This is a genomic window from Alishewanella sp. SMS8, assembly GCF_030737935.1.
Classification (GTDB): domain Bacteria; phylum Pseudomonadota; class Gammaproteobacteria; order Enterobacterales; family Alteromonadaceae; genus Alishewanella; species Alishewanella maricola.
In genome coordinates this window covers 443542-465634 of sequence record NZ_JAPJEA010000002.1, presented here as the reverse complement: position 1 = coordinate 465634, position 22093 = coordinate 443542, and the positions used below count along the sequence as shown (strand labels likewise).

The 22093-nt window shown below is 46.8% G+C and carries 18 protein-coding genes and 1 tRNA gene; 7 read left to right on the top strand and 12 right to left on the bottom strand.

Annotated elements, in window-relative coordinates; translation table 11 throughout:
* Positions 1-20 precede the first annotated feature (20 nt).
* The 8 genes from ORJ01_RS09655 to rpsU form a co-directional block, all read right to left on the bottom strand.
* A complete protein-coding gene (locus tag ORJ01_RS09655) occupies positions 21-2066 on the bottom strand; it encodes a S9 family peptidase (protein WP_306177836.1) in 2046 nt (681 codons plus the stop codon).
* Between the two features lie 272 nt (positions 2067-2338).
* Positions 2339-3211, bottom strand: coding sequence for a DUF5694 domain-containing protein (locus tag ORJ01_RS09650; protein WP_306177835.1), 873 nt, complete (start codon positions 3209-3211; stop codon positions 2339-2341).
* Positions 3212-3274: 63 nt separating this feature from the next.
* Complete coding sequence (locus ORJ01_RS09645; RefSeq protein ID WP_306177834.1) at positions 3275-4264, bottom strand: PA2778 family cysteine peptidase; 990 nt, start codon at positions 4262-4264, stop codon at positions 3275-3277.
* Entirely contained in the window at positions 4265-4642 is a 378-nt protein-coding gene (locus ORJ01_RS09640) for a PA2779 family protein (RefSeq protein WP_306177960.1), read from the bottom strand.
* A 554-nt stretch (positions 4643-5196) separates the two neighbouring features.
* Positions 5197-5273, bottom strand: a tRNA-Ile gene (locus ORJ01_RS09635).
* Between the two features lie 391 nt (positions 5274-5664).
* The gene (rpoD, locus tag ORJ01_RS09630) at positions 5665-7515 is read right to left on the bottom strand and encodes an RNA polymerase sigma factor RpoD (protein WP_226751719.1); all 1851 of its coding nucleotides are present in this window, start codon (positions 7513-7515) and stop codon (positions 5665-5667) included.
* A gap of 85 nt (positions 7516-7600) precedes the next feature.
* The gene (gene dnaG, locus ORJ01_RS09625; protein WP_306177833.1) at positions 7601-9361 is read right to left on the bottom strand and encodes a DNA primase; all 1761 of its coding nucleotides are present in this window, start codon (positions 9359-9361) and stop codon (positions 7601-7603) included.
* Between the two features lie 147 nt (positions 9362-9508).
* On the bottom strand, positions 9509-9724 hold the full coding sequence (rpsU, locus tag ORJ01_RS09620; protein WP_189430033.1) for a 30S ribosomal protein S21: 216 nt from the start codon (positions 9722-9724) through the stop codon (positions 9509-9511).
* A gap of 254 nt (positions 9725-9978) precedes the next feature.
* Here rpsU and tsaD point away from each other — a divergent pair, with 254 nt between their 5' ends.
* Complete coding sequence (gene tsaD, locus ORJ01_RS09615) at positions 9979-10992, top strand: tRNA (adenosine(37)-N6)-threonylcarbamoyltransferase complex transferase subunit TsaD (RefSeq protein WP_306177831.1); 1014 nt, start codon at positions 9979-9981, stop codon at positions 10990-10992.
* Between the two features lie 13 nt (positions 10993-11005).
* Here tsaD and plsY read toward each other — a convergent pair whose 3' ends face one another.
* On the bottom strand, positions 11006-11611 hold the full coding sequence (plsY, locus tag ORJ01_RS09610; RefSeq protein ID WP_229587069.1) for a glycerol-3-phosphate 1-O-acyltransferase PlsY: 606 nt from the start codon (positions 11609-11611) through the stop codon (positions 11006-11008).
* A gap of 137 nt (positions 11612-11748) precedes the next feature.
* Between plsY and folB the strand changes: the two genes are divergently transcribed.
* From folB to ORJ01_RS09595, 3 genes are read left to right on the top strand one after another with little or no spacing between them, the layout of a single operon-like run.
* The gene (folB, locus tag ORJ01_RS09605; RefSeq protein WP_306177829.1) at positions 11749-12114 is read left to right on the top strand and encodes a dihydroneopterin aldolase; all 366 of its coding nucleotides are present in this window, start codon (positions 11749-11751) and stop codon (positions 12112-12114) included.
* A complete protein-coding gene (gene folK / locus ORJ01_RS09600) occupies positions 12114-12608 on the top strand; it encodes a 2-amino-4-hydroxy-6-hydroxymethyldihydropteridine diphosphokinase (RefSeq protein ID WP_226751725.1) in 495 nt (164 codons plus the stop codon). Before folB ends, folK begins: the two co-directional genes overlap by 1 nt.
* On the top strand, positions 12605-13411 hold the full coding sequence (locus ORJ01_RS09595) for an undecaprenyl-diphosphate phosphatase (RefSeq protein WP_306177828.1): 807 nt from the start codon (positions 12605-12607) through the stop codon (positions 13409-13411). The genes folK and ORJ01_RS09595 overlap by 4 nt, the downstream gene beginning before the upstream one ends.
* On the opposite strand, the gene ORJ01_RS09590 is transcribed toward ORJ01_RS09595, so the two are convergent.
* Positions 13408-14640: a multifunctional CCA addition/repair protein gene (locus ORJ01_RS09590; protein ID WP_306177959.1), complete on the bottom strand. Its 1233-nt coding sequence runs from the start codon at positions 14638-14640 to the stop codon at positions 13408-13410. The genes ORJ01_RS09595 and ORJ01_RS09590 overlap by 4 nt on opposite strands.
* 71 nt (positions 14641-14711) lie before the next feature.
* Between ORJ01_RS09590 and ORJ01_RS09585 the strand changes: the two genes are divergently transcribed.
* Entirely contained in the window at positions 14712-15641 is a 930-nt protein-coding gene (locus ORJ01_RS09585; RefSeq protein ID WP_306177827.1) for an ExeA family protein, read from the top strand.
* A gap of 5 nt (positions 15642-15646) precedes the next feature.
* Positions 15647-16357 carry a general secretion pathway protein GspB gene (locus ORJ01_RS09580; RefSeq protein WP_306177826.1) on the top strand — a complete coding sequence of 237 codons (711 nt, stop codon included), beginning with the start codon at positions 15647-15649 and terminating at the stop codon, positions 16355-16357.
* 1 nt (position 16358) lies between these two features.
* Here the strand turns inward: ORJ01_RS09580 and ORJ01_RS09575 are convergent, their stop codons facing one another.
* Together ORJ01_RS09575 and putA are read right to left on the bottom strand one after the other, a co-directional pair.
* Positions 16359-17483 (bottom strand): DUF3391 domain-containing protein, encoded by a 1125-nt coding sequence (locus ORJ01_RS09575; RefSeq protein WP_306177825.1) that lies wholly within the window; start codon positions 17481-17483, stop codon positions 16359-16361.
* Positions 17484-17612: 129 nt separating this feature from the next.
* Positions 17613-21389 carry a bifunctional proline dehydrogenase/L-glutamate gamma-semialdehyde dehydrogenase PutA gene (gene putA, locus ORJ01_RS09570; RefSeq protein ID WP_306177958.1) on the bottom strand — a complete coding sequence of 1259 codons (3777 nt, stop codon included), beginning with the start codon at positions 21387-21389 and terminating at the stop codon, positions 17613-17615.
* Positions 21390-21572: 183 nt separating this feature from the next.
* Here putA and ORJ01_RS09565 point away from each other — a divergent pair, with 183 nt between their 5' ends.
* On the top strand, positions 21573-22082 hold the full coding sequence (locus ORJ01_RS09565; protein WP_226751731.1) for an Lrp/AsnC ligand binding domain-containing protein: 510 nt from the start codon (positions 21573-21575) through the stop codon (positions 22080-22082).
* Positions 22083-22093 lie beyond the last annotated feature (11 nt).

Here is a 22093-nt window from a genome sequence, read left to right as displayed (position 1 = left end):
TAGCGCGAATGAACGTGGACTTACTGCGCTGGCGCTTTTTGATAACGCTTAAACCAGGCTAGCGCATGCTCTACTTTCGCAATCATCCAAGATGGCCGATTAGTCACACCATGATAAGCATCAGGTACCCGCACCATCGCAGTATCCACTTGACGCAGCTTTAATGCTTGATAATACTGCTCTGTTTCGGAAATGGGCGTGCGGCGGTCTTTCTCACCGGTAAACAGCAGTACCGGCGTTTTCACATTGCCGACTAAAGATAACGGTGAACGCTGCCAATAATGGGCTTGATGTTCCCAAGGCACCCCAGGAAATTGGTTCTGAATTTGCCCAATATAGCTATCAGCAGTCAGTACCTTAGTCGTCCAGTTCACCACCGGGTTCGTAGCGGCGGCTGCGTTAAAACGATCGGTTAACCCCACGGCATAAGCCGTGGCAATACCGCCGGCTGAGCCGCCAGCGATGTACAGATTGTTTTCATCGATAAAGCCTTTGGCAATCATCGCGTCAACGCCTGACATATGATCTTGATAATCAAACTCAGACGAGTAGTTATAGTGCAATAGCATGGCAAAACGTTCGCCGTAACCGGTACTGCCGCGATAATTGTTATAAAACACCACATAACCTTCAGCTGCATAGCGCTGTAATTCAGCGGCGAACTGCGGGCCATAGGCTAGGTGTGGGCCACCATGAATTTCGACTAACAGCGGATATTTTTTGTTTGGGTCAAAATTCGGCGGGGTAATATACCAGCCCTGGATTTCTTCATTACCCGCAGTTGAGGTATAACGAATTTCCTCTACTTTACCCAACTGGCGTTGCTGCAATAAGCCGCTATTTAAAGCCGTAAGGGTGCGGCTTTTATTTTTCGAGTAAACCGCTACATCGGCTGGACGCTGGCTAGTGCCTTGGGTGTAAGCCAAGGTGCCGTCGTTGGCCACACTGAACATGCCGCTTAAATAAGGCCGACCTAATGAGGTACCGCCAAGATCGTTAACCAAGTCGGTCATGCGATCACGGGTATTAATTTGTGCTACTTTAGTTTTCCCTTGATCAGCATATTGAAACACTAAAGTGCTGTTGTCGACCCAGTTAGGGCTTTCAACACTGCGATCCAAGTTGGCAGCAAGATCGCTGAATTTACCTGAATCTAACGCTAACAATTTAAGTTTAGTGTTGCTGTAAGAAACGGCAGCCGGGCTGCTAAAGGTAAAGGCCAAGGTTTTACCGTCGGGTGATAAAGCGGGTTCGCTTTCTGCACCATCAAGGCGGGTTAATTGAGTCAGTTGCTGATTGTTAATGCTAACTTTATACAGATCGCCTTGGTTACTTTGATATTCCCAGTCGGCATTACGGTTAGCCGAGAAAATCAGGTTATTGTTATCTTTGGTCCAAACAACTGGCCCGCGATGCGCATAAGGGCCTTCAGTGAGTTGCTGCTCTACACCGCCTTCACTGGGTAACACAAATAACTGGTTATACGCAGAGCGCATCACACCTCGGCCATCGGCCTGATAATAAGTGCGTTCTACCACGATGGGGGTTTGAGACCAATTCGCTCCAGCCGGTTTTTTCGGTTGATAAACACTTTTCGCAAAATCGGTAGTGGGGGCGCTCACTTCAGCCATAAATGCAATGTGCTTACCATCAGGAGACCAACTCAGTTGCGAGGGACGCACTTGCAGTTGGCTAATGGCTGCGGTTTTTTGTTCTGCTAGCCAGTGCACGTAGATTTGGCTGCTGCCATCACGATCCGAGACAAAGGCAATACGTTTACTGTCAGGGGCCCAGCGTGGTTGGCTGTAACTGAACTTATCGGCAAAGAGCGGCGAGTGCTTGCCGCTTTCGACCTCGATTAACCATAGGTTACTCTCGGTACGATCCGTCATAATGTTGTTCTGTTGGCGCACATAAACAATGTATTTGCCATCAGGCGAGATTTGTACATCATTCGCCGCCGCCAGTTTAAAAATATCTTCAGCTTGAAATGGAGTGGTGCTAGCCGCTATTGCGGGCGCAACACCCAGCGCAGTGGCGAGTGCAAGCATCGGGAAAATGTTCATAAGACCTCGAGAGATTAACAGGATTCGATTTACCATATAGGGTATGGAGTAACAGACAAGATCAGATCAGTTGAAGTTGCGGAATAACGAGATAACTTTAAGTAAAGTGAATTAGCTGGATCATGATGAATTTAGTTGTCTGGTTATCACTTACCATTGCACAACCTAACATACCTAAACAGCAGCGTAAACGGCTGTTTAGGTATGTTAGGTTGAGCGCATCATCAGGCAGTTGCAACTGCTGCTGTGAGCTTAAGCATTTAATTATTATATTAAGGCTTAAGATAGTGATGTGTATCGACCATCTGAAATTTAGGGCTACGTTGTATAAACTCACGTAGCATTGCTGTATGTGCGCTGCCCATTAAAATCAGCACGCGGTCATTGTTGCGCAGTGGGATCCGGTTAAGGTTGGAATAAATTTTCATATTGCGCAGATAAAACTGTGCGGCTTGCTCTGCCCCTTCAAAACCCTCGCCAATACCAACATAAAACAACTTGTCTGCATTGGTATTCAAAGAGTAATCCAGCATCAGTGGTTCGTTGGTCAGTATTAGCTTTTGCTGCAAGCTTAAGCTATCAAACTGCGCATAGCGTTTTGCTAATTGCGGGTAATGCTTTAGCGGCTGATGTGTAAGTTGTAAGTAGGTGCTGCGGTCTATAGCGTTTTCGAGCTCGTCGCTTTGTTCAATAAAATCGCCTAGGCTGTAGTTATAGCCTAGATGATAATCGATACCATACAGCTTGCTGATGCCACTTAATCTGGCCACGTCAAAACCCAGCATACTCAGTTCACCATAGCGGGTATCTAACTCAGAGGGATCAGCTAAGAACGCTTGATAAGCCTGATTGATCTGCTCTGTCTGCTCGGGTAAAAACTCTAAACAAATAATGGTGGGTTTAAACCGCGCAATCAGCTGTGCAATGGCTCTGACTTCTTGTTGGTTCGCCGCATCTTGCTCATCAAATTCCACGGTATGGGCATCACTACTTTGACCAAAGTGAAAGCTGCCTAGGTTGAGCACCTGAATTTTCGGCGGCCCCACATAGTTGTTTGTATCAGTGTTCTTTTCTGTCTGTTTAATTAATGTTTGGCTACAGCCCAACAACATAAACGTGAGTAAAAAGACGGTTTTCTTGAACATTTCAAACATCCCTGCTTGCGTGGTTGACAGCGCGGTGTTCAGTTTTGCAACGTTAACTATGTGCTACTTCAAATCAACTAAACATGCCGCAAGATTTTCCTGACTTAAATCGGCAGATAAAATTTGCTGCTGACTATCGAGCAAGTTAGCGTCTTGTGGTGCTAACTGCAGTGCCATATTGATAAGGGCGATAGCTTTACGCTGGCAGCCTAGCTCACTTGATAACATCGCGTAGTTGTTTAAATAACTCACTTCATTTTTGGCATAAGGTAAGCCTTTGGCAAACCATTGTGCCGCGTAGTTGGGTTGGCTATTAAAATAATGATTCCCTAATAAAAAATAAGGTAGCCAGTAATCAGGCCATTGCTGTGTGGCACTAATTAGTGCAGCTACACCGGCTGCAGCTTGTTGCGTGTTCAGTAAATCATGGCAAGCTTTGCTGTAAATAAAAGGGTCTAAGTGCGGACTGGTGATGTGGCTAGGTAACATGGCCAGCATCCAGTATTTACCGCGTTGCCAAGTGCGCTCAAAAGTGGCGAAGTTTAAGCGATGCTCTGCGGTAACGCCGCTATGTAAAATGATTTCTGCCTTACTCAAATCGTAACCAATTGCTACGGCATAATGCCACTGTGGCAACCAAGCTACAGAATTGTTTTGTAACACGATAACCGGAATATCTTCCGCCAGTAGCTGCAATAATTGCTGCATGCTGCCATGTTGCTGATAAGCAACCAGCCCAAGCTGCCGAGTGGCTGCGGCCATTTCAATTTGCAAGGTACCTTCAAGACCCGGGGTAAAGGTATGGGCCGCGATAGTATCCGGTGACGCCTCAACCCCATGAAAATTGGCCACTTCCGCTAAGGTGGTTGGGCCACAGTAAAATTGTTGTTGTGGAAAAAAGGGCACTTGCGCGATCAGATGAGAAAAAGTGATGTTAGGTGGTTCGCGCAGTAATTGTTGCGTTTGTGGTGGCGTTTGACAGGCCGACAGTAACAATACGGTCAAAATAAAACCAGCCCAAGGGCTGGTTTGTAGAAGTTTACGCACCGACATTTATCGGCCGATAGGGCGAATAAACGGATATACGTCGGTTAAGCCCATTAAATCTAAAACCGCGACAACCACTAATACCGTTATTACGGTACCAATAACACCGCCTGCTGGCATGTCATTCAACTGTGCGTTTAACGCAGCTAATTCCTCGCTGGTCATGTTCGCAATGCGTTTTTCCGCGTCCGCAGGGCTAACGCCTAACTCAACGAGTTTGCTTTGCACATCGGCGTTATTTACAAATGATAACACTTGCTGCTTGTTAAACTGATATTGCTGGCTTTCGATTACCTGGCTAGAGCTATAAACCCCAGCGGTTGCGTGACCCATACCCAGAATTAACATTGAACTGATAATGCCGACTTTTAATACGTTTTTCATCATGAAAGATATCCTTAATGCGTTGTTTATCAGGTTAAATCTGCTTTAAATGAAAAAGTCATAAGGAAGCAAAAATGCTGAAGCCTTTAGAGAGTAGTCGATAGCGGATTGCTGCGCAATAGTGTGTGTTTTTTCAAGTCGTAATGTGCTTATCTTTTCAACGCTTAGATGCAGCAATGTTGGCTAGGTGTCAGCAATTAACTTGTGCCTTACTTGTAAATACATTTTTTATCCATTTTTACATGAAAATGAGGAAGGACATATTCAGCAATAGCGTTCATACTTTCTTCAACCGACGCGTTATTCCGTCTAAAGTGCAGCCCGATATGGTGAATTCTTTCAATCCCAGCAGTTTATCTTAACCTTTGTAGGGATGACCAAGATAATCGCGGTGCATATTATTTATGGAAAAATGGTCATGAAAAAGGATATTGAGTGGGCAGATTACGTGAAGATTAAAGGGTGTTCTTCCACAATTCTGATCCTCTAGTGCTCCGCAGAGAAAATATAAGAATTTGTAGAATTTCAGAATTGACGTAAGTCATTGAAAAGAATGGTGGCCCCAGCTGGACTCGAACCAGCGACCGATCGATTATGAGTCGAGTGCTCTAACCAACTGAGCTATGGGGCCATTATGTTGCGTATTTTTCGATTGCAGTGTTCACACATCCCTGATGATCTGCACTCAGCTCGGCCATCCACGGCCTCGCGTTCAAGTCTCTCGAAGTGATGTTAAATCACTTCTCGCCACTTACAGTGGCCGCCTTTCACCTAAGCTATGGGGCCATTATATGTATGTGTTAAATCGCTTCTCGCCACTTGTAGTGGCCGCCTTTCACCTAAGCTATGGGGCCATTTCAGCATCTTGATGCTAAGTAACGTAAAGCGCTGGCAGTATAAAAACTTTTCGGCGCTTTGTCATCCGGCTTGTTAGGCTAAGTGGAGTTAATTGCTGATTTTTTAGGCTTAATGGCCTAGAAATAACAAAGGCGCCAATCGGCGCCTTTGTTTTTGCGTTGTGCTTACTCGTCTAAGAAGCTTTTTAATACTTCTGAACGTGAAGGGTGGCGCAATTTACGTAACGCTTTCGCTTCAATTTGACGGATACGCTCACGTGTTACGTCAAACTGTTTACCTACTTCTTCTAAGGTGTGGTCGGTATTCATATCGATACCAAACCGCATCCGTAGAACTTTGGCTTCGCGGGCGGTTAAGCCTGCTAACACTTCGTTGGTAGCGTTTTTCAAGCTTTCCATGGTGGCGGAATCGAGTGGTGATTCACCCGCACCGTCTTCGATAAAGTCGCCTAAATGCGAATCTTCATCATCACCAATGGGCGTTTCCATTGAAATAGGTTCTTTGGCAATTTTCAGCACCTTGCGGATCTTATCTTCTGGCATTTGCATGCGTTCTGATAATTCTTCAGGTGATGGCTCGCGACCCATTTCTTGTAGCATTTGCCGTGAAATACGATTAAGTTTGTTGATGGTCTCAATCATATGCACTGGAATACGAATAGTCCGTGCTTGGTCAGCAATAGAGCGGGTGATCGCTTGACGGATCCACCAAGTCGCGTAGGTTGAGAACTTGTAACCACGGCGGTATTCGAACTTATCTACAGCCTTCATCAAGCCAATGTTACCTTCCTGAATTAAATCCAGGAATTGTAAGCCACGGTTGGTGTATTTTTTGGCGATAGAGATAACCAAACGTAAGTTAGCTTCAACCATTTCTTTTTTGGCGCGGCGAGCTTTTGCTTCACCAATCGACATGCGACGGTTGATATCTTTAATTTTAAAGATGCTTAGGCCAGTTTCTTCTTCAACTTTTTTCAGCTTTTCAATATTGCGTACTAAGTCTTCCTGCATTTCTTGCAGTTTCGGCGAGTAGGCTTTATTGGCTGCGATCTCGGCTGATAACCAAGCAGTTGAAGTTTCGGCACCGGTAAAGGCTTTCACGAAGTTTTTCTTCGGCATTTTGGCGTATTCAACGCAGTGTTTCATCACTAAGCGTTCTTGCACGCGTACTCGGTCCATCATTTCACGCATGTTTTTCACTAAGCGATCGAACTGCTTAGGCACCAGGCGGAAACAGCGGAACACTTCGCTCAGTTTTTCAATTTCTTCTTTGGTTGTGGGGTGTTCGCGGCCGTTTTGTACGATGGAGTGACGAGTCACTTCATATTGGGTACGCAACTCAGCAAATTTAACGCGAGCAACTTCTGGATCAGGCCCCGTATCTGTATCGCTATCGTCGCTGTCGCTATCATCATCGCTGTCGTCGTCGGTATCTTTACTGTCATCCTGATGTTCTTCAGGTAAATCAGAGCCGATATTGCTACCCATCACAGGTGCTTCTTCAACTTCGTTCGGATCAATAAAAGCAGAGACAATGTCGCTTAGGCGAATTTCTTCCGCTTCAAACTTATCCCATTGTTCTAACAGGTAAGTAATGGCTTCAGGATATTCAGCAACCGAAGTTTGCACCTGATTGATGCCTTCTTCGATCCGCTTAGCGATAACGATCTCGCCTTCGCGCGTCAACAACTCAACGGTACCCATTTCACGCATGTACATACGTACGGGGTCCGTGGTGCGACCTAATTCTTTATCTACGCTAACTAGCGCTTGAGCAGCTTCTTCCGCGGCGTCTTCATCGGCGGCGGCATCGGACATGATCAGATCATCAGCATCAGGTGCAGTTTCGTACACTTGAATGCCCATGTCGTTGATCATACGAACAATATCTTCGATCTGATCTGAATCGATAATGTCTTGTGGAAGGTGATCGTTAACTTCAGCAAAGGTTAGATACCCTTGCTCTTTACCTTTCAGGATCAGGAGTTTTAACTGCGACTGAGGACTTTGCTCCATAGAGACTTATCTTCCACCAAAGTTGATTAATCTAAAAATGCGAACTAGCGATTATAACAAAGCGGGGCTTTTCTAGCCAGCCGCGTTAGCCAACTGTTCGCGGTTTTTTGCTTTTTAAAGCTCTTAACAGCAAAACATACTCATGTTGTTCTGCTTGTGTTAGTTGTTTTAATTTATCTTTTCGTTCCAACGCTTCTAGCCGTTGTTGTAAATATATATCTTCAATCGAGTGAAACGTGTCGAGAAAATCCTGACTTAACTGTTCCGGTTCGATTTGATGTTCCCATGTAGCTAACTTTAACAGGATGGCATGCTCAGGCAAATCTCGCCAGTATTCCAACAATTGAGCTGTAGTTAGCTCAGGTTTTTCTAATAACAGTTCTTGTATTTTTAATAACAAGCTCATGCCAGGAATGCTTGCTGTTGCCAGTTCGGGAGCGTAGGGCATGACCTTTGCTAAAGACGGATACTGTAATAACAAAGCCATGGCGCGACGCATCGGTGTAATTTTTAGATTAGCACTGGCTGGGCGTGGCGCTACAGGTCTAGCGTTGCTGGGTTTAGTCCGTTGTGTTTTACGGCCTAACAAGTTATCCAGTTTGTCGGTTAATTGCTCGCGGTAAAAACTGCCGGGTATTTGTTTAATTAATTCAGCGCCTTTATTGGCCAGTGCCGATTTACCCGCATCGGTCGCCACATCATGCATCACCAACAAATGCTCGAATAAATATTGTGACAGCGGTTGTGCTTGCTCTAAGCGAGCCAAAAAGGCCTCTTTACCTTCTTTTTGTACCAACGAATCTGGATCTTCGCCATCAGGTAAGAACACAAAGTTAAGTTCTACACCGTCTTTTAGTTGCGGCAAGGCATTTTGTAAGGCGCGCCAAGCTGCATCGCGACCGGCGCGATCACCGTCGTAACAACAAATTACCTGCGGAGCATAGCGGAACAGTGTATTAATATGATCTGAAGTGGTCGCTGTACCTAAACAGGCTACAGCAAAACGAATGTCATGTTCCGCCAGTGCCACAACGTCCATGTAGCCTTCAACCACTAACAGTCGGCTTAGATGACCAGGTTGTTGGCGTGCTTCATATAAACCGTAAAGCTCCCGACCTTTATGAAATAAGGTTGTTTCGGGTGAATTAAGGTATTTGGGTTGCCCATCACCGAGTACTCGGCCACCAAAAGCAATGACCCGTCCGCGCTTATCGCGGATCGGAAACATCAGTCGGTCACGGAAAAAATCAAACTCACGGCCATTTTCATTCCGGCTGATCAGCTTTAATTGCAGCAACTGATCTCGTATCGCTTTACCACCTTGGCCGCTGAGTACTTTCATCAGCGCGTCCCAGCTTTCTGGGGCATAGCCTAGTTGAAATTCGGCAGCGGTTTGGGCACTTAAACCACGACGAGCTAAATACGCTTGCACTTCCGCTGCTTTACTATGCTGTTGTAACTGCTGCTGATAAAAATCAGCCGCTTTTTGCATCAAGCTATAATCATCGGCTTGCGGTGCCGGCCTGTGCGGTTGGTTGCCTTGCTCACGCGGCACTTCCATATGCAGATCTTTGGCAAGCTCTTCAATCGATTCAACAAATTCTAGCTGCTCAAACTCCATCATGAAGGTGATGGCATTACCGTGCGCGCCACAACCAAAGCAATGATAAAACTGCTTATCGGGGCTAACGGTAAAAGAGGGGCTTTTTTCGTTATGAAAAGGGCAGCAAGCGGTGTAGTTGCGACTACCTGCTTTTTTTAACGGTACGCGTTTATCGATCAGCTCGACAATATCGGTGCGAGCCAGTACATCATCGATAAATTGACGGGGAATTTGTCCTGCCACTTTTGTCCTTTTTAATGCTGTTTCAGAAAAAGACAAACCGTGTTACAAGAACACGGTGTGCAGATAAAGCATGTTTCGAAAGCGGCAAGTGATTAACTTGGCAGTAGCACCGCGCTCCGCTTTCTACCGATAACCGGCAGCTGTAGATTAGTACAGGCGGATACGGCGTGCGTTTTCGCGAGAAAGCTTCTTAGCATGACGTTTTACCGCTGCTGCTTTCTTACGCTTACGAATCCAAGTTGGTTTTTCATAGAACTCTTTTGCACGAACGTCTGCTAATACGCCGGCTTTTTCACAAGAGCGCTTGAAACGACGTAAAGCTACGTCAAAGGGTTCGTTTTCTTTTACTTTAACTACAGGCATTAAATTCTCACCTCAGGCCAAAACTGGTTGTCGTTAACCAATACGATTAAAAATGGTGCGGTATTTTACGCAAAAAGCGCCCCAGATGTAAAGCGCTTATGCGATCTTAAATCAGATCATCTGGCTATAGGTGCTGCAAGCCGTTACAATGCGCGTTTTCAGGGCGGCAATCATAACGGAAAAAAGCAGCGTCTGCTTGCGTTTTTCTGCATTTTCGTCGTGCTTGGCGCAAATAATCTGCTGAGGCTCCAAGAATGCGTGTATTAGGTATCGAAACCTCTTGTGATGAAACCGGTATCGCCATTTATGATGGTGAAAAAGGGCTGCTTAGCCATGTTTTATATAGCCAAATCCCTATTCATGCTGATTACGGTGGCGTGGTGCCTGAGTTAGCGTCACGCGATCATGTGCGCAAAACCTTACCCTTGATTAAACAAGCTTTAAAAGAAGCCGGTTTAACAGCGGCAGATATCGATGGTGTTGCTTATACGGCGGGGCCAGGTTTGGCTGGCGCCTTGTTGGTGGGGGCCACTTTGGGACGCAGCTTAGCTTTTGCATGGCAGAAACCGGCGCTGGCGGTGCATCATATGGAAGGGCATTTACTGGCGCCAATGCTTGAAGAAGACGTACCGGCCTTTCCGTTTTTAGCATTATTAGTGTCGGGCGGCCATACGCAATTAGTGGCGGTAGAGGGGATTGGTCAATACCGTTTACTGGGCGAGTCAATTGATGATGCCGCTGGTGAAGCTTTTGATAAAACAGCAAAGTTAATGGGTTTAGATTACCCTGGCGGCCCGTTACTGGCTAAACTAGCGAAAACGGGCGACGCTAAAAAATACCCATTCCCGCGGCCGATGACTGACCGTCCTGGTTTAGATTTTAGTTTTAGCGGTTTAAAAACAGCAGCCTCTATGGTGATTCAAAAAGAAGGTAACGCTTTACAGGTGCAAGCGGATATTGCCGCCTCATTTCAGCAAGCAGTAGTTGATACCCTTTTAATTAAATGCCGTCGTGCCTTGGCAGAAACCGGCTATAAGCGTTTAGTGATTGCCGGTGGGGTTAGTGCAAATGAATCGTTGCAACAACAATTAGCCGAGCTGCTCAGTCGTTTAGGGGGTAAGGTGTATTATCCGCGCAAGGAGTTTTGTACCGACAATGGCGCGATGATTGCGTTTGCGGGTTATCAGCGTTTAAAAGCTGGGCAACAGCAAGATTTAACCATAGGTGTAACGCCTCGTTGGCCGCTAGAGCACTTACCTGCGCTTTAAAGTTCTCGGGTGTTTATTCACGCACCCGTTTTGATTTATCCCAAATTTTACTTTCTTGGCCGCGGTAGAGGCGCAAAATGTTTTCACGATGCCGTGCAATAATCAGCAAGCTGAGCATAAACACCGGCAGGGTATATAAAGGTTTAATCCACCAGGTAAATAGCGGTGCCAAAGCCACGGTCATTATTGCGCCCAGCGAAGAGTAACCCGTCACTAATACCACTGTTAGCCAAGAGCCAATTAATAAACCCGCTAAATCTAAGCCAATCGGCATCATTGCCCCTAACGCGGTGGCAACGGCTTTTCCGCCTTTAAAACCAAAAAATATCGGATAAATGTGACCAATACAGGCGCAAATACCCACAGCCCCTAACCATACCGGTTCGATTTTTAAGAAATAAGAACCCCAAACCGGAATAGTGCCTTTGAGAATATCGAACACTAAGACCAAAACGGCCGGGAATTTACCGCCAAGACGCAGCACATTAGTGGTACCGGGGTTACCCGAGCCGTGAAAACGCGGGTCAGGTAAGCGAAAAAGTTGGCAAACCAGCACAGCCGAAGAGATAGAACCTAACAGGTAAGCAATAAGCATCATTAACAAGATCAGCAGGGTCATTCCATGGTTCCTCAGCACCCTTTTTTACGATACTATTGCGGCATATTTGTCGGACAGCAAAATACGGGCGTTGCTGTATATACTCTATCCGACCAGCCTACCTGAAACGAAAAATAACGCAATGCGGAATTAACTGGATGGACATCGTTTTTATCAAGCAGCTACAGGTTGATACCGTGATTGGCGTGTACGACTGGGAAAAAACTATCAAGCAGCGCTTGCTGTTAGATCTTCGCTTAACCGCCGATCAGCGGGCTGCCGCTCAAGCAGATGATATTCGCTTAACACTTGATTATGCGGTGATTAGTGCCCGCGTGATTGAGTTGATTACTGCCGAACCTATTGAATTAATTGAAACCGTGGCTGAGCGCGTGGCGCATTTGTTATTAACAGAATTTAGTACCAGCCAAGTGGAAGTGACGGTCAGTAAACCCGGTGCGGTGCCTCAAGCGCAAACGGTCGGGGTACAGATCACGCGCTTTGCGCCAGAGGTTAATCACTGATGCCACGTATTTATATTAGTGTAGGTTCTAACATTAATCGTGATTTTCATGTGCGCCATGGTGTACGCGCCTTAGTCAGTGAACTGAGTGCGGTAACGTTATCTTCTGTTTATCAAAGTGAAGCTGTAGGTTTTGTTGGCGATGACTTTTTTAATATGGTGCTCGGTGCAGACACCGATTTATCTATTGTTGATTGCATTAGTTTATTAAAGCGCATTGAAGATCAATTTGGTCGAGTGCGTGGTGCCGAAAAGTTTTCTGGTCGTACTCTGGATTTAGATTTGTTGACGTACGATCAGCAAATTTGTGATTCACCCGTGGTATTACCACGGGCAGAAATTACCGAGAATGCCTTTGTACTGTGGCCTTTGGCTGAAATTGCCGCAGATGAGATCCATCCTACCACCGGTTTAAGCTATGCCGCTTTATGGCAGGGCTACAACCAATCCCAAAAAATATGGCCCGTTGAATTTTCATGGAGTGAGCCAACTTGAGTACCATTGAAGTTATTATCCTGTCTTTAATCCAAGGATTAACCGAGTTTTTACCTATTTCTTCTTCGGCCCATTTAATTTTGCCCTCTGCCGTTTTGGGTTGGCAAGATCAGGGGATTGCCTTCGATGTCGCGGTGCATGTAGGTACCTTGTTGGCAGTGATGCTGTATTTTCGACAGGATATTGGCAATTTAACCGTGGGTTGGGTGAAAAGCCTCGGTGGTCACCACAGCACGGATAGCAAGTTAGCATGGTGGGTAATTTTAGCCACGATCCCCGCAGCCCTTGCCGGCTTATTGGCGGCCGATTTAATTGAAACCTTTTTACGTTCACCTTGGGTGATTGCTATCACCACCATCGTTTTTGGTTTGGCGCTATGGTGGGCTGATGTCACGGCAAAACAGCATATTCCGATGAATGCATTAACCTTTAAACAAACCTTGTTTATTGGTTTTGCCCAAGCCATTGCCTTAATCCCGGGTACGTCGCGTTCGGGGATCACCATGACGGCGGCTATGTTAATTGGTTTAGATAAAGTTAGCGCTGCGCGTTTTTCATTTTTACTGTCGATCCCGATCATCGTACTCAGCGGTGGCTATCAGGCCAGCAAACTGCTCAGTGAGCCAGCCGAGTATGATATGGGCGGCATCTTGTTAGGGGTATTGTTATCCTTTATCAGTGCCACCATTTGTATTCACTTCTTCTTAAAGATTATCAGCCGCATGGGCATGTTGCCCTTTGTCATTTACCGTATGTTGCTAGGTATCGGCTTGATGGCGTTTTTAAGCCTGTCTGCGAGCTAATTACCGTTTAGCGTTTGTTGTGCGTGGCTAATGGCTTGCAAGCGTGCTTGTTGCAAGGCCTCTTTAATGGCGGGCCCGGTGATGCCTTGTGTAATCAGGGCTTTTGCACTTACCGCCATCGCTGCTTCGGCCAGCTTGGGTAACAGCATTGCAGGGGGATAATCCTCTTGTTCAAAGCCTGTTCTACCGCGTAAATCAGCGGTACAGCACAGTAAAATATCGCTCAAACGCTCAGGCTTTCGCCACAAATCGATAGCGTTAAACAGTTTTAATACGGTTTTAGCATTAAGTTCTGCGGCACGATGGATCAGCTGATGGTATTCACAGACCAACAATGCCAGATCGCGACAGTCGTTGGGTACGCGTAGTCTTTTACATAACGCCGTAATGAGCGCTAAACCACGATGTTCATGACCATGATGGGCGGGTAATTCTGCTGTTGGCGTCAGCCCTTTCCCTACATCATGCACCAAAGCAGCAAAGCGGATGTCTAAGCGTTGACTTAACGTGGCCGCTTGTTGCAGCACTAATAAGCTATGAATGCCGCTATCAATTTCTGGATGCCATTTCTCGGGTTGTGGTACGCCCCAAAACGCGGCCAGTTCGGGCATCAATACCGACAGTGCACCACATTGTTGTAATAACTGAAAATAAGCAGCGGGCTGCTCGGTATTTAACGCTTTAGCGGTTTCAACCCAAACGCGCTCGGCACTGAGTGTGGTTAATTCACCGTGCTGACTAAGCTGTGTCATCAGTGCTAAGGTTTCAGGCGCTACGGTAAAACCCAGATGAGCATAACGCGCATAAAAGCGCGCGACACGAAGCACGCGCAGCGGATCTTCAACAAAGGCGTCAGAGACATGGCGTAGCTGTTTTTGCTCTATATCACGTCGGCCGTGAAAAGGATCAATATAGTTTCCTGCTGCGTCTTGGGCGATGGCATTGATGGTCAGATCGCGCCGGGCTAAATCTTGTTCTAAAGTGACATCTGGGGCGGCGTATACCGTAAAACCAGTATAACCTGAACCCGCTTTGCGCTCTGTGCGCGCTAAGGCATACTCTTCTTTCGTTTTCGGGTGCAGGAATACCGGGAAGTCTTTACCAACTTGTTGATAGCCTTGGCTGAGTAATTCTGCGGGTGTTGCCCCCACAACCACCCAATCGCGTTCGTGAAAAGGGTAACCGAGTAATTGATCGCGTACTGCGCCGCCGACAAGATAAATTTGCACAAGCTTTCCTGCTGCTGGTTTTTTTGCCATTATACCTGCCTTGCGATGAAATGCAGTGCTAAAGGAATGTGATGTACACCGGATTTTTTGGTTTAAACAGTGCGCCATTTTCAATTGCGCCTAATCCCGACTTTATGTATCTCAGCCCACGTCATGCTGAAGCGTTAGCGCATTTGCGTTATGGCTTGGGAGATGCCGGCGGCTTTGTGCTACTCACCGGCGAAGTAGGTACCGGTAAAACGACCGTCTCACGCAGTTTGCTGCAAGAGTTAGATGAGACTACCGATGTGGCGTTTATTCTTAACCCCACGTTATCGGAATTAGAATTACTGGCGGCGATTTGTGACGAGTTGAAAATTCGTTACCGCAAAACTGATGCGAGCTTAAAACTATTAGGCGACAAAATTACCCAACGGCTGCAAAAAAACCATGATGCCGGCAAGAAAACCATTTTAATTATTGATGAAGCCCAGCATTTACAGCCTGCTGTATTGGAACAGTTACGCTTGCTCACCAATTTAGAAACAAACACCAAAAAATTATTGCAGGTGATTTTAATTGGCCAGCCAGAATTACAGCAGCTGTTGCAACGTAACGATTTACGGCAATTAGCTCAGCGTATTACGGCGCGTTATCATTTATTGCCGCTTAATTTAGCCGAAGTGCAGCAATATATGCGTTATCGTCTGCAAGTGGCGGGTTGTCAGCGACCGGTATTCAGTGACAAGGCGGTAAAAAAACTGTTTGAATTAAGCGGCGGTATTCCACGGTTACTGAATTTACTCGCCGACAGAGCGTTATTAGCAGCTTATAGTCAACAGCAAGCGTTAGTCGAATTAACACATGTGCAACGGGCTGCAGCCGAAATTTTGCCTAGTCACCCAGCCACAAGTCAGCGACAAGCTTTACCTAACTGGTTATGGCCGCTGTTAGCGCTATTAGGTATAATACTTGGGTTTTTATTGGCTCTACAAATTGTGCCGATACTGCGCGGAGAGTAAAGATTATGTCCATTTTAATGGATGCGTTAAAACAGCAACAACCCGCACCTCAGGTGCCATCCACCTTTTGGCGCAATGTGGCAATTAGCCTTGCCTTAATTTTAGCCACTACCTTTGGTTTTGTAGCCGGTTATATGCTGTTAGCCAGCAAACAATCGCCAAGCGATGTGACTCAACCGGCCGCACTGATCCCCGAGGCAGCGCAACCCGCAGGCCCAGCGTTAATCGCAAAAACCCTAGAGACCAAAGCGGTTGAAGCACCGGTGGTTGCAACAACAGAGCCAGAACCGGCCGCTGAGCCAGAGCGTTTTGCGCCTGAGCCACAGGTGGTAACTGTGACAGCGAATACACCACAAGCTGAGCCGGTGAACGAGCCGGAGATCTCGGCTGAGTTACGTGAGCGTTTTGCCAGTGCACTGGCCGAAACAGCAGGTAATCCGCGTTCTGCCTCGAATAATCTGACAACACACAGTGCGCCGGCGCAAGATATTGCCATGCTGGATCTCACTTTACAGCGGCAATTACCCAAGTTACGTTTTGAAGCCCATGTTTTTGCTACTCAGCCTGCTCAGCGTTGGGTGAAAGTGAATGGTAAATCATTACAAGAAGGGCAATGGATCACGGCTGACGTGCGCTTACGGGAAATTACACCGCAATATGTGTTGCTCGAATTTGGCCAACAACTTTTTAGTATGCGGGCGTTAAGCGAGTGGTGATTTACAAATAGTTACGTACTTCTAAGCCATATTTTCTTAAATCAACACAGCCTTCTATTTGTTCTTCTTGCTGCCGCGATAAATCGATGACTCGCGGCGTCAGATGATGCTGATGCACACTGTGGTAAAACACCTTTACCCGTGGCAACGTCGGCTTTTTCTGATTATTCTCCAATACTAAGGCTAGCCGCCCAGTCGTTAAGCGTACCACGCTACCTGGCGGGTAAACGCCAATACATTTAATGAACAATTGTAATAAACTATTATCCAATTGTGCTGGCGCCATCGCCATCAGTTGCCGGATCACATTAAGCGGATTCACGTAGCTGGTTTGCATATTACTTAATTTCTCATACAAATTAACGATGGTTAGCATACGGCTACCATTACTGATTTGTTGTTCTTGGAGTGGCGGTGAGCCACTGCCATCTAACAAGGCACAATGTTGGCTGATCCAAAAAGACACTTCGCCAGCCAAAGCCGTGCTTTGCTGCAACACCATCAAACTGGTGCTAATGGCGTTAGCATCCGGTTGTTGCAACAGCATCGGCTGTTGCGCTTTACCCACATCATGCAGCAAGGCTGCCGTGATCAGGTTTTGGACTTTGTGTTTGGGGAAATTTAAAAAACGGGCGAAAGCGGCCATATAAACGGCACAGTTAATGGAGTGTTGTAGCAGCATATCGCTTTTTTCGGCGATACGAGTCAGATACAGCAAAACATCCGGATTGCGACTAACCGAATCAAATAACCCGGCACTGACTTCATGTACCAAGCTCAAATCAATAGGCTCTTCGTTGGCGGCGGCTTTTAGCACCTGCTGCTGTGTTTTTTTAGTTTGCTCTAAACTGCGCTCGGCTTTGGGTTGCTCTTCGGCAAATACTGCACGAAATGCTTCGGGCTCTTTTTCAGTTGGTGGCGGTTTTGTTTCGACTGGACGTGGGGTAAGTTGTTTGCTCGGGTCAATGGCAACCACAAGCACGCCTTGATTTTTTAAATTGCGGATGCTTTCACGTGTGCGGACAAAGCCAGCATGTTTGATGGCCAGTTGTCCGGTTTGCTCCAGCACTTTGACAATATAGCTGCCGGGCTGTAATTGGGCTATCGACACTCTTTGATATGGCATCTAATGATCTTTGCATCCGTGAAAAGTGATGAGACTCAACTAGGTCTTATTCCTAGCATAGCAAAAAGCCCACCTTGCAGCGGGCTTTTTTTAGCTAAAAAACACGGATAACGCCTTTATTTAGCGGCTTTAGCCAACGTTTTCAACCATCGTCATTAACGAAGCATTACCACCTGCGGCTGTGGTGTTGATGGTAATGGTTTTTTCCGTGACTAAGCGATGTAGCATCCGCTCATCGGCAGGCGCGGTGATTAACGGCAGTATTGCACCTTCACGCGCGGCGATGAGTTCTGCTGCCAGCGGTTTTAAAGCACTGCTGACTTCAATCACGGCACCGGCCAGATCGGTATGCGCTAATAACGTCGTTAAGCAATCTAAGCGAACTACCGCTAACAGATGTTGTGGCATACCGGCAGAAATTAACGCTTTTATACAGGCTTCCGCTTCGATAACATCGTCTTCTTCAACCGCGGTGATCACGGCATTACCTGCGGCTAAAGCAGTAATAATGCTTAATAACCAGTGGCTAAAGCTGCTGGTGTCATCACGCAGTAACGCTAAGATCCCGCGTGGATCTAACGTTAAAGTGTTGCTTTCACCTGTCGGCCCCGGCAGATTAATCGGCCGTTGCAGCTCCAGTTCAACACGTTGTAACTTGCTGCGTGCCACGGTTAACACTTGCTCTAAATCAGGCTCTTGTCGACTGACAACCTTGTTAGAAGCCAAAGAGGCTAAGAACTGCCGTAACACAGATGTACGCTGGTTAATGGGTAAAGCAGCCCATTTATGCTGTGCAATATCCGCCGCTGGCATGGCATAAGCCACGGCACGGCTGGTGGTTTCTGCCAGCAAACGCACTTTTTTACCTTCATCTAACGTTGGGCAATCAACACTCAGGTTATCTTTGACTAAGCGCTGTAAATACAGTGGGCCACCGGCTTTGGGGCCGGTACCCGATAAACCACGACCACCAAAGGGTTGCACACCAACCACGGCACCGATCATGTTACGGTTTACGTAAATATTTCCGGCTTTAATTTCACGGCGAACTTTTTGCGTTAACTGATCAATACGGCTGTGCACACCGGTGGTTAGGCCATAGCCGGTGGCATTGATTTGCGCGATCACGTTATCAATCTCTTCTGCTTTAAAGCGAATAATATGCACCACAGGGCCAAACACTTCACGCTCTAACACGGTGAGATCGCTAATTTCGTATAAGTGTGGTGCAAAGAAGAAATGCTCCCCTTCTGCTGGGATCGGACAAGCAAAATGCAGCGTCGCTTTATCTTGCAAATACTGCACATGATTGGTTAAACGCTCATGTGCTTTGCTATCGATAACCGGGCCTAAATCGGTGCTTAACCACGCTGGATCACCTACGTGTAGCTCTGCCATGGCGCCTTTGATCATGGTGATAATTTTATCTGCAACATCTTCTTGTAGGAACAACACCCGTAAGGCGGAGCAGCGCTGCCCCGCGCTTTGGAAACCCGAAGAGATCACATCATCGACCACTTGCTCAGGCAAAGCTGTCGAGTCGACAATCATACAGTTTTGACCGCCAGTTTCCGCAATAAGCGGCACAGGTTCACCGCCGCGCTCAGCTAATTTACGGGCGATCCAACAACCGGTTTCTGTTGAGCCGGTAAACATCACACCTTGCACACGCAGATCCGGCACAATGTGTTCACCCACTTGGCGCCCTGGTGCAATGACCAACTGCACCACATGCTTAGGCATGCCGCATTCGCTTAACAGCTCGAGCGTCCGTACGGCAACTAAGCTGGTTTGCTCTGCTGGTTTGGCAACAACAGTATTACCGGCAACAATAGCGGCGGCCACTTGGCCGATAAAAATCGCCAGCGGGAAATTCCATGGGCTAATACATAAGAACACGCCACGGGCTTGTTGTGGTTTAGCGAACAACAGCTCAGCTTGATGCGCGTAATAACGACAAAAATCAACCGCTTCTCTTACTTCTGCTACAGCATCGGCCAGCACTTTACCGGCTTCTTTAACGCAAAGGGTCAGTAATTCATCTTGATGTGCTTCCATGGCATCGGCTAAACGACGTAACAAGGCGGCACGCTCCGCAACCGGCGTATCGGCCCAACTGGCAAAAGCGGCGTCGGCATCGCTTAACATTTGCTGCATGGCTTCAGGGGTAGCATATTGCAGGTAACCAATCACTTCTTTTAAGTTAGCCGGGTTTACTACCGCTACGTCATCCGCGTCGCTGCTCACTACGTGCAGTTTGTCTTCCCACTCCTCCATACTCTGTTTTAGCGGCGTTAGCTGGTTGGTGTCGGTGAGATCTAAACCCCGCGAGTTATTACGGCTGTGGCCAAATAAGGCGATGGGCAGTGGAATGCCTGGGTTACGTTTACTTTGCCAACCTTTCACGATTTCTACCGGGTCATGCAGTAAGGATTCAACCGGAATAGAATCGTCGATAATGTTGTTAACAAAAGAGCTGTTGGCACCGTTTTCTAATAAACGACGCACCAGATAGGCTAATAAGTCAGAGTGTTCGCCTACCGGGGCATAGATGCGGCACGGGATCTTTTCATTTTCGACAATCAGATCATAAAGTGCATCACCCATACCGTGCAGACGTTGGAATTCAAAGCCAGTCAGATCACCTGCCATTTCAATAATGGTGGCGACGGTATAGGCATTGTGCGTGGCAAATTGTGGGTAAATACTGTCACGATAACTGAGCAGCTTTTTGGCACAAGCTTGATATGAGACATCGGTAGCCGGTTTGCGGCTAAATACTGGGAAGTCGGCTAAACCTTCTACTTGCGATAACTTAATTTCAGTATCCCAATAGGCACCTTTTACTAAGCGCACCATCATTTTACGGCCAACTTTAACCGTTAACTCGCGCAGCCATTCAATGACATAAAAGCCACGTTTTTGATAGGCTTGTACGGCTAAACCAAAGCCTTCCCAACCATCCAGATCGGGGTCGCTAAACACTTTGGCAATCACATCTAACGACATGTCTAAGCGGTCAGCTTCTTCCGCATCCACTGTAAAGCCGATATCGTATTTTTTAGCGGCTAATGCCAGTTGTTTTAAGCGCGGCACTAGTTCGGCATGCACCCGATCTAAATGGCTAAATTCATAGCGTGGGTGAATAGCCGATAATTTTACCGAGATACCCGGGCTAACAATGGGGCCACGACCTTTGGCTGCTTTACCAATAGCTTCAATGGCGGTTAAATAAGCCTCAAAGTAGCGATCAGCATCTGCCATGGTACGGGCGCCTTCGCCCAGCATATCGTAAGAATAACTAAAACCTTTGGCCTCCATGACGTTAGCACGTTCTAATGCCTTATCAATGGTGGTACCCAAGACAAATTGCGTACCCATGATTTGCATGGCATAGCGCACGGCTTGGCGGATCACTGGCTCGCCTAAGCGACCACAAGTACGCTTGAGCAAACCAAATTGTTGTTTTTTCTCGTCATCAGAATAATTAACTAATTTACCTGTAACTAATAAGCCCCAGCTTGAAACGTTCACAAATAATGAGCTGCTGTTGCCTAAGTGAGCACTCCAATCGCCTTGCGATAATTTATCGCGGATCAGTCGATCGGCTGTTAGGCTGTCAGGCACACGTAGCAAGGCTTCGGCTAGGCACATTAACACCAAGCCTTCCTCTGTCGACAGTGAAAACTCGTTTAATAGGGCATCAACCCCGCCTTTACCCACTTGCGCTTGGCGAATATATAAAACCAGTTGCCGTGCACGCTCCCAGGCCCGACTGCGTGTTTTCGCATCCACTTCTGCCTGTGGCAACAAAAAGTCTAGAACGTCATCTTCATCGGCGCGGTAATAATCGCGAATGAGTTGGCGGATAGGGTCTGTGGTGACCAAAGAACCATTAAACAGCATAGAATTATCCTGATTGTCGATACGTGAATTGGCGCTGTCATTTATGACTCGCACGAACATGCCTTTGGCTTTGTTGTTATCAGCGGCATTTTAGAGAAAAGACCACAGCATAGGGTGGTTATTTTTGCGGTTTAACCGTATATAATTCTGTCAACAATATCAAATACCCAAGAAAATACTGCTATGAACTCGAACCCCAAAGCGAAAGCACTTGATCGTATTGACATCAGTATTCTCGATACGTTGCAAAAAGAAGGTCGAATTGCCAATGTTGACTTAGCCAAAAAAGTCAATTTAAGTGCTAGCCCGTGTATTGATAGAGTAAAACGTCTTGAAAAAGAAGGGTTTATTGAAGGTTATGGCGCAAGGCTCAATAGTGGCAAATTAGGTTATGGCACCGCGGCTTTTATACAAGTAACGTTAGATAGAACCACCAGTGATGTGTTTGATAAGTTTCGCGATGCCGTGGTGCAGATCCCGGAAGTGGCAGAGTGTCATATGGTTGCTGGGGGTTTTGATTATTTACTGAAACTGCGATTGCCGACGATGGAAGCTTACCGGCAGATCCTTGCCAAGATAGTCGATTTACCCGGCGTAGCGCAAACCCACACCTATGTGGTGATTGAGCAAGTGAAAAACGACCGAGGTTTACCTTTAAAAACACATGCTGATGCCAGTACGCCCCCGCAATAGGGGCGTTGGCG